This is a genomic window from Kitasatospora sp. NPDC086009 (genome assembly GCF_044540385.1).
GTDB lineage: Bacteria > Actinomycetota > Actinomycetes > Streptomycetales > Streptomycetaceae > Kitasatospora.
The window spans coordinates 116,858-129,344 of sequence record NZ_JBITSA010000004.1 but is presented as its reverse complement, the minus strand read 5'-3'; the positions used below and the strand labels follow the sequence as shown (position 1 = coordinate 129,344).

Genomic DNA, 12,487 nt, shown 5'->3' with positions numbered 1-12,487 from the left:
CCGCGACCTCATGACCTCGTGGCCGCGTGATCGAGGGGCCCGGTTCCGTTGGCGGTGAGACGGGCCGTCGCAGCGGCCCGCGGCCCCCGGTTGCCCTGCGGGCGATCGGGGGCTTTAATAAATGAACAGGCATTTATTAATGAGGGGGTAGCGATGGCAGGACGTCCCCGAGGCGTGGACGACGTGGTGATCCTGCGCGCGACGGCCGAGGTGATCGGCCGGGTGGGGCCCGCCGGGCTGACGCTGGCCGCCGTGGCCCGCGAGGTCGGGCTGGTGCCCGGCACCCTCGTGCAGCGGTTCGGCTCCAAGCACGGCCTGCTGGTGGCGCTCGCCGAACAGTCCGTCAAGGACGCGGACGCGTTGCACGGCCGGGTGCGGGAGGCGCACCCATCGGTCCTCGGGGCGCTGGCCGCGCTGGTCGTCGAGTCGATGGCTCCGATGGCCACGCCGGAGAGCTTCGCCAACCACCTCGCCTTCCTGTGCACGGATCTCACGGACCCGCAGCTCTACGAGCCCGCCCTGGCCGCCCACCGGGCCCAGGAACGAGTGATCCGGGCACTGCTGGCGGAGGCCGTCGCCGCCGGCGAACTCCGGGCCGGGACGGACGTCGCGGCGGTGGCCGGGTCCGTCCAGGCGGTCACCGCCGGCGTGGGCCTCGTCTGGGCACTCGACCGCCGGGGCACCCTCGCGCAGCGGCTGCGCCGGGAGCTCGACGCCCTCCTGGCCCCGCACCAGCCACCCCGGCACCGCCACGACCTGGAGGAAGCATGACGAACGACACCCGGCCGCTGGCGGGGAAGGTGGCGCTGGTCGCCGGCGGGACCAGGGGCGGCGGGCGGGGCATCGCCGTCGAGCTCGGGGCGGCCGGCGCGACGGTGTACGTCACCGGCCGCAGCAGCACGGCCGGGCGCTCCGACCTGGACCGTCCGGAGACCGTCGAGGAGACCGCCGAGCGGATCACCGCCGCCGGCGGCGTCGGCGTCCCCGTCCGCACCGACCACAGCCGCCCGGAGGAGGTCCGCGCCCTGGTCGACCGGATCGCGGCCGAACAGGACGGCCGGCTCGACGTCCTGGTCAACTCCGTATGGGGCGGGGACCAGCTGACGGACTGGACGCACCCGCTGTGGGAGCAGGACCTCGACACCGGCCTCCGGCTGCTGCGGCGGGCGGTGGAGACCCATGTGATCACCAGCCGCTTCGCACTGCCGCTGATGGTCGCGCGCCGGAGCGGTCTGGTCGTGGAGGTCACCGACGGCAACACCGCCCGCTACCGCGGCTCGTTCTTCTACGACCTCGCGAAGTCCGCGGTGATCCGCCTCGCCGTCGCGCAGGCCGCCGAGCTGAAGGCGCACGACGTCGCGGCCGTCGCGATCACGCCGGGCTTCCTGCGCTCGGAGGCCATGCTGGAGCACTTCGGGGTGACGGAGGCCAACTGGCGCGACGGCGTCGCCCAGGACCCGAACTTCGCCCACTCGGAAACCCCCGCCTACCTGGGACGGGCGGTCGCCGCGCTGGCCGCCGACCCCGCCGTCATGGCCAAGACCGGCCGGGCGCTCGCCACCTGGGGCCTCTACCGGGAGTACGGGTTCACCGACGCCGACGGCACGCGACCGGACTTCGCCGCCCACTGGGCCGACTCCCTGGAGGCGGAGTTCGGGCCGCTGGGAGATCCGCTCTGACCGTCGCTCCGACCGGCCCGCCGTCCCGACCGTGGGCGCCCGCTCCGACGGGCCCGCCCTCCCGACCCGCCGCTGGGCGCCCGCTCGATCCGAGCGGGCGCCCAGCGGCGTCCCCGGGGCGGACACGGCGCCCGCGCGCCCGCCCGGCACCACGGCACGCCCCCTAGTTGAACATGTTCAAACCCGTGCGCCATGATGATCCCGAACGGGAGCCCCCGACCCCGACCGAGGGGTTCGGACCGCCCCGCCGTGCCCCGCCCTGCCCCGGCGCACCCGCGCTCGCCGGCAGCGGAAGAAAGGACCGTCCACCGTGCCGACTCCTTGGCAGACCCGGCTGACCGCCTCCGCGATCGCCCTGATGTGGGGCTACGAGGGCCTCTGGTGCAAGATCTTCCCCGGCCGCGCCGACCAGCGCGCCATCGTGGAAGGCCTGCCGCTCCTGCCCGGGAGCGCCGTGACGCCGCTGCTGATCACCATCGGCCTGGCCGAGCTGGCCCTCGGCGCCTGGGTGCTCAGCGGACGCCGGGCCAGGCTCGCCGCGATCGTCCAGACCCTGCTGGTCGTCGGGTTCAACACCGGCGGCCTGCTGTTCGGCGCCGACCGCATCCCCGAACCGGGCCGCCTCGTCGTCCAGGACATCGCCTTCCTGGCCCTGGTCTGGACCCTCCCCGCCGCCCGGCGCGACCGCACCCGCCCGATCGCGGTCGCCGCATGAGCACCGCCACGCCCTGGACCGAAGGCCGACTGCTCAGCCTCCAGACCCGCCGCCCGCGCGTCCTGTTCGGCCGGATGTACGAGGACCCGGCCGTCGAACTCGGCGCGTTCCCGGCACCGGGCGCCCGCGTGCTCTGCATCGCCTCGGCCGGCGACACCGCCGCCGCACTGGCCGCCGCCGGTTACGAGGTCACCGCCATCGACCTCAACCCCGCCCAGCTCGCCTACGCCCGCGGCCGGCTCACCACCGGCGCGCCCGCGGCCACCGGCTCCGCGGAACACCTGCTCGCCGCGGGCCGGGCGGCGGCCGCCGCCGTCCTCCCGGCCTGGCGACCCGCCGCCCTGGAACGCTTCCTGCGCCTGGACGACCCCGCCGCCCAGGCCCGCCACTGGCGCCACCGGCTCGACGGACCCGGCCTGCGCCTGCTGCTCGCCGCCGCCCTGCGCCCCGCCGGCACGCTCGCCACCGCCGTGCGGCCCGCCTTCCGGGACGTCCTGCCCCACCGCTTCGACACCGCCCTGCGGGCCCGGCTGGCCCGCGGGGTCGCCCGCCACCCCAACGCCGACAACCCCTACGCCTGGCGCCTGCTCCTCGGCCGCGAACTGCCCGGGCCGCCCGTCACCCCCGTCGGACCGGCCGCGGCCACCGTCCGGCTGCTCGCCGGCGACGTCCTCGACCACCTCGAACGCTCCCCCGCCGGCCACTACGACGCCGTCACCCTCTCCAACGTCCTGGACGGCCCCGGCCCGGCCTTCGCCCGGCGCCTGCGCGCCGCCGTCCAGCACGCCGTCCGCCCCGGCGGAACCGCCGTCCTGCGCAGCATCCGCGAACCGGGCCCCGCCGGCCCGGGCGCCGCCGCCGAGGACCGCTCCCTGCTCTGGGGCGTCATCCGGGTGCTCCGGTTCTGAGGCCCCCCGGTTCCGAGGACCACTCAGCTCCGAAGACCACCCGGCTCCGAAGGCCCACCGGCTCTCAAGGCCCCGGCTCTGAAAGCCCCGGCCCGTAAGGCCCCCGGTTCCGAGGACCACCCACCGCTTCGCGCCCACCCCCGGAGTCGACCGTGCGACACCTGCTCCAACGCCACCCCTTCCCGATGCGCACCCACTTCGCGCACTCCCTCGTCCTCACCTACGCCCTCCCGCCGCACCTCCTCGCGCCCCTCGTGCCGCCCGGCCTCGCCCTCGACACCTACACCGACCCCACCGGTACCGAGCACGGCTTCGTCGCCGCCGCCGTCGTCGACACCCGCGCACTGCGCCCGGCCGCCCTGCCCGCCCGCCTCGGCCGCGACTTCATCCTCACCGGCTACCGGATCTTCACCCAGTTCCCCACCCCGGGCGGGCGCACTATGCGCGGACTGCGGATCCTGCGCTCCGACACCGACAACCGGCTGATGGCCGCCGGCGGCAACCTCTTCTCCCGCTACCACTACCACTCCGCCAGGATCGGCACCCGGGTACTCGGCGACACCCTGGAGTTCAAGGTGCTCAGCACCGACGGCCGCGCCGACCTGCATGTGCGCGCCGACCTCGCGAGCAGCCCCGCACCCCTACCGCCCGGCAGTCCGTTCGCCGACGCCCGGGCCGCGCGCCGGTTCGCCGGACCACTGCCCTACACCTTCGAGTACGAGCCGGAAACCCGCTCCATGATCGTCGTCAAGGCCACCCGCACCCACTGGGACCCCGTCCCGGTGGCGGTCGAGGTCCCCCGGCTGACCTTCTTCGACCACGGCCCCTTCACCGGCAGCCGCCCCGTCCTCGCCAACGCCTTCCACGTCGCCGACGTCGACTACGGCTGGGAGGCCGGCCACCGCCGTGCCCTCGACGGAGCCCGCCGATGAACGCCCGGGCCGCCCGGCCCGCCGGGCCCGCGCGGCGCCCCTCGGGTGTCCGCGAGGTGATCCGCTACAACTGGCCGATGTACGCCGCCGGCGCCGTCACCGCCGCCACCGGCTGGGCGCTGGCCCGTCACCTCCCCGCCCGGCCCGCCGCCCTCGCCCGCGCCGCCTCGGCCGGCGCCGCCGCGCTCCTCACCACCAGCACCCTGGCCACCTGGCACGTCTACGACCGCTCCGAACTCCACTCCTACGACTGGCTGTCCGACCTGCTCCCCGACGGCCCGGGCGACCACCTGGTCGTCTGCACCGGACTCGACGAGGCCAGCCGCCCGGTCGCCGCCCGGTACCCCACCGCCCGCCAGGTCGTCGCCGACCTCTACGACCCGGCCCTGACCACCGAGGGCTCGATCCGGCGCGCCCGTCGCCACGCCCCGCCCGCCCCCGGCACCGTCTCCGCCCGCCCCGACGCCCTGCCCGCCGCCACCGGCTCCCTCGACACCGTGCTCACCGTCCTCGCCGCCCACGAACTGCGTCGGCCCGCCGACCGCACGGCGCTGTTCACCGAGGCCGTCCGCACCCTGCGGCCCGGCGGTACCCTGCTGCTGGTGGAGCACCTGCGCGACCTCGCCAACACCGCCGCCTACGGCCCGGGCGCCTGGCACTTCCAGCCGCGCGCCACCTGGCTGCGGCACGCCGCCGAGGCCGGACTGCACCCGGCCGCCGAACGCCGGATCGCCACACTGATCACCGCCTTCGCCTTCCGGAGTCCCGCCGCATGACCGAACTGTTCACCCTGGAAGCCCAGTTGAGGTTGGTCGGCGCGGCCCTGGTCGGCATGGGCCTGTTCCACGCCGTCCTGCCGCGCATCGTCCAGTGGCCGGCCGACCTGTCCGGCGCCAGCCTGCTGACCCGCCAGGTCTCCTACGTCCACCTCTTCTTCATCGCGCTGACCTGCGCGCTGCTCGGCCTGATGCCGCTCTGCCTGGCCGCCGACCTCCTCGCCGGCACCCGCCTGGGCACCGCCCTGCTGGCCGGGCAGACGCTCTTCTGGGGCCTGCGCTGGCTGTTCGAGTTCGCCGTCTTCTCCCCCAGGCTCTGGCGCGGCGACCCCCTGCGGACCGCCGCGCACATCGGCCTCTCGGTCCTCTGGACCTGGGTCGCCGCGGTCTTCGCGCTCGCCCTCTGGCGGGTCCTCTAGGGTCCGTGCCGAAGCCCCGGCGGGCGGCTCCCGCCCCGACGACCGCCCGGCGGAACTGGGACCTCCTGACGACCGGCTCCGTCCTCGCCGCCGTCCCCGTCGTCATCGGCTTCGTCCTCCTCCAACGCCTCTTCGTCCGCGGCCTCACCGGAGGAGCCGTCAAGGAATAGCGCGACGGGCGAGTGCTCCACCGCGGATCGGCCTACGAGGCGCGGTCGCAGGGAACGGGCCCGGGGGTCGGCCCGTTCCGCGCGCGACTCGGGCGGGACCGGACGACGGTCCCGTCACAGGCGGCTCGCAGGCACGGGATGAAGGTATTCGATATACGAAATCATCCCACGGCGCCTTCGGACGCCACCCGCGACACAGTGCCACCGGGCCGTTCGTCGCCGGAGAGATATCGCATACGATGAACGAATGAGCCAGAAGAGCTGGGCTGAGCCGATACCGCCCGTGAAGAGCAAGGCCGACCTCGTCTACGGCAGCCTGCACGACGCCATCGCCCGGGGCGACCTGCGTCCGGGCCAGCGCATCAACATGGACGAGCTGGCCCGCAATCTCGGCGTGAGCAAGATCCCCATCCGCGAGGCCGTCAAGCGCCTGGAGGCCGACGGCCTGGTCGTCTCCCGCGTGCACGCCGGTGTCACCGTCGCCGAGATCGACAAGACCGAGATGCGCGGGGTCTTCCTCGCCCGGGAGGCGATCGAGGGGCTGGTCGCCCGGCTGGCGGCCGAGCGGGTCACCGACGCCCTGCTGGCCGACCTCGAGGCGGCCCAGCACGACATGCGCGCCGCCCTGGCCACCGGAGCGGTCGACCGGCTGCCCGAGCACAACTCGGAGTTCCACCGCGCACTGGCCCGGGCCGGTGGCTACCGCGTCCTCGGCGAGCTCACCGAGCAGCTCCTGCTGACCATCCGCCGGCACCGGATCACCGCCCCGATGGACCTCCACAACTGGAAGGCCGTCATCGAGGAGCACGACACGATCATCGCCGCGCTGCGCAGCGGGGACCCGGAGGCGGCCGAGCGGGCCGCGCGGGCCCACATCGGCTCGCAGGCCGACCACGAGGTGGCCGAGGAGGACTGAACGGCCCCGGACGGACGGCGGCCCCGCCCTTCCATCCCGCCGCGCTCGGCGGGATGGAAGGGCGGGGCCGGGTCGTCGTCGGTCAGCGGGCGCTGCCGAGGTCGCGGTCCTCCTCGCCGCCCCGAAGCATCAGGGTGGTCTCCTCCAGGCGGCGGAACCGGCCGTCGGGGGCGAACTCGGCGAACACGTACACCTCCATGCGCACGGTGGAGCCGTCGGTCTTGGTGACGTCGACCACGTGGCGGTCGGCGTAGCGGTCCCCCTGGACCAGCTCGTCGAGGACCTCGACGCGGCCGCTCGCGACGACCTCGCGCAGGTGGGCGATGTGGGCGGTGAACTCCGCCCGGTCCGCCCAGCTGCCGTCGGTGCGCTGGCGGTAGTCCGGGGCGAAGTGCCGGTCGACGGCCTCGGCCAGGTCGAGCCCGGGGGTGAAGAGCAGGGCGGTGAGCGCAGTGGCGATGTCGGTCCGCGTGGCGGTGGTCATGACGGGTCCCCTTGGGCGTCGGAGTGACGCGTGAGCGTCGGAGTGACGAGACTTTGCGTGCGTCGAGCACGCATCTGAACAGTACCCCATGGTGCGTGCGTCGCGCACGCTATTCTTGGACGCATGCCGAACGACGTGGGACACGAGATCGCCGACGCACTTGCCGTCGTCCTCCGACGCAGCTCTCGCACACACCTCTACGAGCTCCTGACCAGCGGCCTGGACGGGGCGCTGGACGCCGTCACCTACCCCGTCCTCAGCGCGCTCGCCCGCACCGGGCCGTGCAGCGCCGCCAGACTCGCCGAGGAGATCGGCCTCGACCGCTCGGGCGTCACCCGCCGCGCCAGCCGCCTCGAAGAGGCCGACCTGCTGCGCCGCGTCCCCGACCCCGACGACGGGCGCGCGACGCTGCTGACCCTCACCGACGCCGGAGAGCGCGTCATCCGGACCACGCGCGAGCGCCTCGCCGCCCACATCGAGGCCTCGCTGGCCGACTGGCCCGCCGACGAGGCCCGGGCCTTCGCCCGCGGCTTCCACCGCTTCGTCACGGGCAGCCTGCTCCGACCGGAGTGACGCGGCCGGGGTACGGGCCGGGGTGCGGCTAGCGCCGCATCAGACAGCCTTCGCCCTGTTCAGAGGACGACGTCGTGATTTCGCCCCGGCTACGGGCTCTGGTGTCGACGACCGCAGGGTTGGGGCTCCAGCTGGTCTGATGAGGAGCGAGTAGCGCAGATGTCTTCGGAGAGGGAACGACGGCGGATCCTTCGCGACGCCTACAAGGCAGAGCGCAAGCGTGATGAGTGGGAACCTGCTCGGCATCGACCGTGAACAGCTCGACGGCCTTCTCGGTCACGTCGAAGAGCGTCTCGCGGAGACCGGATGTGATCACACGCTGAGGCACTCCCGGTCCTGGGCCGACTCCTGTTCAGTGGCGTGGTCCGAGCTGGAAGCGGGCCTGCTGGCCGATGGCGGCGGTTGCGACTGCGAGGTGCTCGCGAACGTGGATCCAGACGAACGGGTCTGATGCCCTCAGGCGACGTTCGCCCTGGTGACGACCTCGCAGAGGCGTTCGTCGGTGGCGTGCTTGTTCCGCCAGATGATGCAGCGGCGGATCATGCTGCCCCCGGGCCTTGTGGCTGGGGTGGTCGGTTCCGTCGAGGGCGAAGTAGCACAGAGCGGTGAGCTGGGCCTCGATCCGGTTGAGCCAGGAGCTGTTGGCCGGGGTGTAGGCGATCTCCATGGTGGTCGCGGCCGCCCATGTCCCGACCCGCTGACACCGCCTCGTTGTCAGGTGCGGCGAGGAGTTGTCACAGACCATCGCGATCCGCACGTCCGCCGGATGCAGTGAGCGCAGGAAGCGGCAGAACCCCGGGAACTTGGTGCGGTTCTTGGTCTTCTTGATGTGGCGGGTCCTTGTGCTGGCCGCCGCGCTCGGCCCCCTGCCTGCCGGGGTGGGGCTGGAGGTTGAACGGCTCGAACGGCATGGCGGCTCGGGTGGCACCGGGAGGGAGTGGACCCGGGCGAGGAGGGCCGCCGCGCCCGGGTCCACTCCCGACGACCCGGCCGGGGACCGGCGGCGTCGACCGTGCCCGACCGGGCGAGTCGTACCGGGCCGGAGCGGCCCGCGCCCGTAGGGTCCCGAACGATGGCCGGCAACGAACCCGACTTCGACGCGATCGCGGACGAGCTCCACACCCTCGCCCCGCAGGACTTCACGGCGGCCCGGAACCGGCACGCGGACGCCCTGAAGAAGACCGACCCGCAGCTCGCCAAGCAGGTCCGTGCGCTGCGCCGCCCCACCCAGGCCGCCTGGGCCGCCAACCTCCTCGCTCACCGGCACGGCGACCTGGTCGGGCAGCTGCTGGACCTGGGGCAGGCGCTGCGCGACGCCCAGGAGCACCTCGCCGGGGAGCAGTTGCGCACGCTCACCGAGCAGCGGCGGCAGCTGGTGCGGGCGCTGACGGGGCAGGCCGAGCGCGACGCGGCGGAGGCCGGACACCCGCTCGGCGCCGACGCCGTCGCCGAGGTGGACCGGACGCTGGGCGCCGCGCTGGCGGACCCGGACGCCGCCCGCGCCCTCGCGGCGGGGCGGCTGACGGCTCCGCTGGACCCGGTGCTGTGGCCGGGCGCCGGGAAGCCGGACAGCGAGAAGCCGGACGCCGGGAAGCCGGGGAGCCGGAAGCCGGGGAGCCGGAAGCCGGGGACCGGGGCCGCGACGAAGAAGGCCGCCGGGACGTCCCCCGCGTCGGCGCGCGACTCGCGCCCCACGAAGGCACAGGCCGCGGCCGAACTGCGGCGCCGGCGCGAACAGGAACAGGCCCGCAAGGCCTTGGCCGGCGCGGAACAGGCCGCGGACAAGGCCGACACCCGGGCCGCGGACGCCGCTCGGGCCCTCGACGAGGCGGAGTCGGCCCGCCGACGGGCGGAGACCGAAGCCGAGCAGGCCCGGGCCGCGCTCGCCGAGGCGCAGGACCGCGAAGCCCTCGCCCGGGAGCGCCTCACGCGCGCCGAGAAGCAGGCGCGATCCGCCGAGGACGCGGCGCGCACCGCCGACGACCGGGCCACCAAGGCCCACGAAGCCGTCCAGGGGGCGGCCGAGCGCCTGCGGGTGTCGCAGAGCGACGACGACCGACAGCCGGGCTGAGCGCCGCCGGTCACCACGCGGGAACTCGGTGGCAGGTCGATCAGTGGTCGTGTTGACTTCCGGCGTGAGTCACGTGGCCAACATCATGATCTCCGTCGAGTTCACCGACCGGCCGGCCGTCGAAGCGCTGAGCCAGTGGTTGCGGACGTCCGCCCCACGACGCGGCTACGAACCGGGCGCCGTCGGGTGGGTCGGGTCGCTGAACGAGACGACCGGGAGCGACACGCGCTGGGGCGGCGGCAAGTACCCGGAGTGCGAGGTCTTCGCCGGTGCGCTCAACCACGCGGACCTCGCCGGACTGGTCGCCCATGTCGAGCGCGTCCCGTGGGTCCACCCGGAGTTGGTGCAGCTGTTCGTGATGGACCAGGAGCAGTCCTACTTCCGGGTATGGATGTTCCACGGCCCGAGGCTGCGGCAGATCGCCCCCGAAGGCAGGGAGGACGACATCTACCCCGACGGGGGGCCGTCCGACATCCACACGCGGTTCGCGCTCGCCGACGACGCCGAGTTCCTCCGCGACCTGGTGGTCGCCGCCGTCAACTGGGCACCCGGCCGGGATGTCTCACGCGAGGCGGTGCTCTCCGACCCGCGCAACGCCCACTACGTGGACGGCTGGCCCGGTCGGGGCGACCTGGGCATCGTGGCCCTCTCGACCGGGGAGGCCACCGGGTGGCAGCCGCTCCCGGTCGGCGCCGCGTGGCTGCGGTACCTCCCGGCGGAGGACCCCGGCTACGGCTTCGTCGACCCGGCCGTGCCGGAGCTGAGCATCGGCATCACCGCCGCCCAGCGTGGCCGCGGCATCGGAACCCTGCTGATCAGGCGTCTGCTGCGGACCGCCGCCGAGGCCGGCGTCGAACGCGTCTCGCTGAGCGTCGAGCGGGACAACCCCGCCCTCCGGCTGTACGAGCGCGAGGGCTTCCGCGTGCACGACCCGCGCGAGGGCGAGGACGCGCTGACCATGGTCACCCGCCTCCGCCGGTACTCCTGACCGGGCGGCCGCCCGGGCCGTCGGGGCACCGGAGGCGGGCCGGACGGGCAGGAGTCCCGGCCGACGGCCGGTACTCCTGCCCGAAAGTGAAGGCGGCGGAGGGGGCTGTCCCCCGGGCGGGTCCGGGGGTGTGCTGTCGTGATCTTCGGCCGCCAGGTTCCTAGCGTTGGTCACATGACAGCTCATCACCTTCCCTTCGGTCCGGCCGCCGTGGCCCGGCCGGTCGCCCGCCGGGCCACGGCGGCGGGCCTCGCCCTCGCCGCCTGCCTGACGGTGGCGTCCGCCGTGACCGCTCCCGCCGCCGGGGCGGCGTCCGCCTCCGCCGACAGCGCCGCCTCCACCCCCCGGGGCCTGGAGCACTACTACCACCAGCCCCTCGACTGGCGCAGCTGCGTCCAGGGCCCGGACGACCAGGTCGGCGCGGGCCTGGAGGAGGCGGGCGCGACCTGCGCCGACGTCACCGTGCCACTCGACTACGGCGACCCCCGGGGCCGTACGATCACCGTCGCGATCTCCCGGATCAAGGCCACCGACACCCGCCACCGGATCGGTCCGCTGCTGCTCAACGACGGCGGCCCGGGCGGCCAGACCCTCGGGAGCCCGCCGCGGGTCCACACGGCGCTCAAGGAGACCGCCGGCCGCTACGACATCATCGGCATGGACCCGCGCTTCGTCGGCCGCAGCACCCCGCTGGACTGCGGCTGGCCGGTCGGCACCAACCTCGTCTCGGCCGGGCTCGGCCGGGCGAGCTTCGACCGGCAGGTCGTTCTCCAGAAGGACCTCGCCGCCAAGTGCCGGGCGGCGGCCGGACCGCTGCTGCCGCACGCCGGCACGCGCAACACGGCCCGCGACATGGACGTCATCCGCGGCGCGCTCGGCGAGCGGAGGATCTCCTACCTGGGGGTCTCGTACGGGACGTACCTGGGCACGGTCTACACCCAGATGTTCCCCGGCCGCTACGACCGGGTGGTCCTCGACGGGGCGCTCGACCCGCGCACCTACGGGCCGGTGCTGCTCCCCCACCTGCTGGCGGAGAACGAGCAGGCGCTCGCCGACTGGGCGGCCTGGACGGCGGACCGCCACGACACCTACCGGCTCGGCCGGACCGCCGAGGAGGTGACGGCGGGCATCCGGCGGCTCGTCGAGGCGTCGGCGCGCGCCCCGCTGACCGTCGGCAGCGGCACCGACACCTTCCGACTGGACGACACCCGGGTGCCGTTCCTGCTCTTCGCCGGACTCGCGGACGACACCGACGCCGCACGCGCGAGCCTGGCCGAGCAGATCGCGGTGCTCACCGAGGCGGCGGCGGGGCGGCCGGCCCTGCCGTCGGCGGCCTTCACCGCCATCCTCCGGTTCGCGTTCACCGGGGAGGCGTCGCCCACCGGCAGCTCCCAGCAGGCGGTCATGTGCGCGGACGCCTCGGCGCCGCGCGACCCCGAGGTGTACTGGCGGGAGATCGAGCGCAGCCGGGCCGAGCACCCGCTGTTCGGCCCGCTGGTCCACAACATCAACCCGTGCGCCTTCTGGGACCGCCCGCGCGAGCGCCGCACCGAGGTGCGGCGCGACGCCGAGGTGCTGATAGTCGCCGCCACCGGCGACCCGCGCACCACCTACCGGGACAGCGTCGCGCTGCACGGGCTGCTGCCCGCCTCCCGGCTGCTGACCTTGGAGGGTGCCAACCGGCACGCCCTGTACGGCCTGTACGGCAACGCCTGCGTGGACGACACGGTCAACGCCTACCTGGCGGGGGGCCGGCTGCCGAAGGGCGACCGGACCTGCGCGAAGTAGCGCTCCGCTCCGGCCGTCCCCACCCCGGGACGGCCGGAGCGTTGCGCGGGTGGTCCCCGCCCCGCGGC

At 74.6% G+C, this 12,487-nt stretch carries 15 protein-coding genes and 1 pseudogene; 14 read left to right on the top strand and 2 right to left on the bottom strand.

Annotated features, from left to right (window positions below; all coding sequences use genetic code 11):
* Nucleotides 1-153 precede the first annotated feature (153 nt).
* From ACIF6L_RS12535 to ACIF6L_RS12495, 9 genes are all read left to right on the top strand, one after another.
* Nucleotides 154-771 (top strand): helix-turn-helix domain-containing protein, encoded by a 618-nt coding sequence (locus tag ACIF6L_RS12535; RefSeq protein WP_359838667.1) that lies wholly within the window; start codon nt 154-156, stop codon nt 769-771.
* On the top strand, nt 768-1,679 hold the full coding sequence (locus tag ACIF6L_RS12530) for an SDR family oxidoreductase (RefSeq protein WP_396489312.1): 912 nt from the start codon (nt 768-770) through the stop codon (nt 1,677-1,679). The genes ACIF6L_RS12535 and ACIF6L_RS12530 overlap by 4 nt, the downstream gene beginning before the upstream one ends.
* A gap of 310 nt (nt 1,680-1,989) precedes the next feature.
* Nucleotides 1,990-2,394, top strand: coding sequence for a DoxX-like family protein (locus tag ACIF6L_RS12525; RefSeq protein WP_396489314.1), 405 nt, complete (start codon nt 1,990-1,992; stop codon nt 2,392-2,394).
* Complete coding sequence (locus ACIF6L_RS12520; protein ID WP_396489315.1) at nt 2,391-3,302, top strand: DUF3419 family protein; 912 nt, start codon at nt 2,391-2,393, stop codon at nt 3,300-3,302. The genes ACIF6L_RS12525 and ACIF6L_RS12520 overlap by 4 nt, the downstream gene beginning before the upstream one ends.
* 152 nt (nt 3,303-3,454) lie before the next feature.
* Complete coding sequence (locus ACIF6L_RS12515) at nt 3,455-4,234, top strand: DUF2071 domain-containing protein (protein WP_396489317.1); 780 nt, start codon at nt 3,455-3,457, stop codon at nt 4,232-4,234.
* On the top strand, nt 4,231-5,010 hold the full coding sequence (locus tag ACIF6L_RS12510) for a class I SAM-dependent methyltransferase (RefSeq protein ID WP_396489319.1): 780 nt from the start codon (nt 4,231-4,233) through the stop codon (nt 5,008-5,010). The genes ACIF6L_RS12515 and ACIF6L_RS12510 overlap by 4 nt, the downstream gene beginning before the upstream one ends.
* Nucleotides 5,007-5,429, top strand: a complete 423-nt coding sequence (locus tag ACIF6L_RS12505) for a hypothetical protein (protein ID WP_359811722.1) — start codon at nt 5,007-5,009, stop codon at nt 5,427-5,429. The genes ACIF6L_RS12510 and ACIF6L_RS12505 overlap by 4 nt, the downstream gene beginning before the upstream one ends.
* Before the next feature lie 5 nt (nt 5,430-5,434).
* Nucleotides 5,435-5,599, top strand: coding sequence for a hypothetical protein (locus tag ACIF6L_RS12500; RefSeq protein WP_396489320.1), 165 nt, complete (start codon nt 5,435-5,437; stop codon nt 5,597-5,599).
* Between the two features lie 247 nt (nt 5,600-5,846).
* Nucleotides 5,847-6,515, top strand: a complete 669-nt coding sequence (locus tag ACIF6L_RS12495) for a GntR family transcriptional regulator (RefSeq protein ID WP_396489322.1) — start codon at nt 5,847-5,849, stop codon at nt 6,513-6,515.
* A gap of 82 nt (nt 6,516-6,597) precedes the next feature.
* Here ACIF6L_RS12495 and ACIF6L_RS12490 read toward each other — a convergent pair whose 3' ends face one another.
* Nucleotides 6,598-6,999, bottom strand: a complete 402-nt coding sequence (locus ACIF6L_RS12490) for a nuclear transport factor 2 family protein (RefSeq protein ID WP_396489324.1) — start codon at nt 6,997-6,999, stop codon at nt 6,598-6,600.
* 123 nt (nt 7,000-7,122) lie between these two features.
* Here ACIF6L_RS12490 and ACIF6L_RS12485 point away from each other — a divergent pair, with 123 nt between their 5' ends.
* Nucleotides 7,123-7,572, top strand: coding sequence for a MarR family winged helix-turn-helix transcriptional regulator (locus ACIF6L_RS12485; RefSeq protein ID WP_396489326.1), 450 nt, complete (start codon nt 7,123-7,125; stop codon nt 7,570-7,572).
* A gap of 223 nt (nt 7,573-7,795) precedes the next feature.
* Nucleotides 7,796-8,023: a DUF2695 domain-containing protein gene (locus ACIF6L_RS12480; RefSeq protein WP_396489327.1), complete on the top strand. Its 228-nt coding sequence runs from the start codon at nt 7,796-7,798 to the stop codon at nt 8,021-8,023.
* A gap of 5 nt (nt 8,024-8,028) precedes the next feature.
* Here ACIF6L_RS12480 and ACIF6L_RS12475 read toward each other — a convergent pair.
* Nucleotides 8,029-8,477 (bottom strand): annotated as a pseudogene (locus ACIF6L_RS12475) (IS630 family transposase); the annotation flags it as partial.
* Nucleotides 8,478-8,644: 167 nt separating this feature from the next.
* On the opposite strand from ACIF6L_RS12475, the gene ACIF6L_RS12470 reads away from it, so the two are divergent.
* The 3 genes from ACIF6L_RS12470 (at nt 8,645) to ACIF6L_RS12460 (ending at nt 12,419) form a co-directional block, all read left to right on the top strand.
* On the top strand, nt 8,645-9,643 hold the full coding sequence (locus ACIF6L_RS12470) for a hypothetical protein (protein ID WP_396489328.1): 999 nt from the start codon (nt 8,645-8,647) through the stop codon (nt 9,641-9,643).
* 64 nt (nt 9,644-9,707) lie between these two features.
* Nucleotides 9,708-10,631, top strand: coding sequence for a GNAT family N-acetyltransferase (locus ACIF6L_RS12465; protein WP_396489330.1), 924 nt, complete (start codon nt 9,708-9,710; stop codon nt 10,629-10,631).
* A 174-nt stretch (nt 10,632-10,805) separates the two neighbouring features.
* The gene (locus ACIF6L_RS12460; RefSeq protein WP_396489332.1) at nt 10,806-12,419 is read left to right on the top strand and encodes an alpha/beta fold hydrolase; all 1,614 of its coding nucleotides are present in this window, start codon (nt 10,806-10,808) and stop codon (nt 12,417-12,419) included.
* Nucleotides 12,420-12,487: the final 68 nt, after the last annotated feature.

Coding starts and splice junctions, on each gene's coding strand:
- ACIF6L_RS12535 (WP_359838667.1), top strand. CDS start 154: ATGGCAGGACGTCCCCGAGGCGTGGACGACGTGGTGATCCTGCGCGCG.
- ACIF6L_RS12530 (WP_396489312.1), top strand. CDS start 768: ATGACGAACGACACCCGGCCGCTGGCGGGGAAGGTGGCGCTGGTCGCC.
- ACIF6L_RS12520 (WP_396489315.1), top strand. CDS start 2,391: ATGAGCACCGCCACGCCCTGGACCGAAGGCCGACTGCTCAGCCTCCAG.
- ACIF6L_RS12510 (WP_396489319.1), top strand. CDS start 4,231: ATGAACGCCCGGGCCGCCCGGCCCGCCGGGCCCGCGCGGCGCCCCTCG.
- ACIF6L_RS12505 (WP_359811722.1), top strand. CDS start 5,007: ATGACCGAACTGTTCACCCTGGAAGCCCAGTTGAGGTTGGTCGGCGCG.
- ACIF6L_RS12495 (WP_396489322.1), top strand. CDS start 5,847: ATGAGCCAGAAGAGCTGGGCTGAGCCGATACCGCCCGTGAAGAGCAAG.
- ACIF6L_RS12490 (WP_396489324.1), bottom strand. CDS start 6,999: ATGACCACCGCCACGCGGACCGACATCGCCACTGCGCTCACCGCCCTG.
- ACIF6L_RS12485 (WP_396489326.1), top strand. CDS start 7,123: ATGCCGAACGACGTGGGACACGAGATCGCCGACGCACTTGCCGTCGTC.
- ACIF6L_RS12480 (WP_396489327.1), top strand. CDS start 7,796: ATGAGTGGGAACCTGCTCGGCATCGACCGTGAACAGCTCGACGGCCTT.
- ACIF6L_RS12470 (WP_396489328.1), top strand. CDS start 8,645: ATGGCCGGCAACGAACCCGACTTCGACGCGATCGCGGACGAGCTCCAC.
- ACIF6L_RS12460 (WP_396489332.1), top strand. CDS start 10,806: ATGACAGCTCATCACCTTCCCTTCGGTCCGGCCGCCGTGGCCCGGCCG.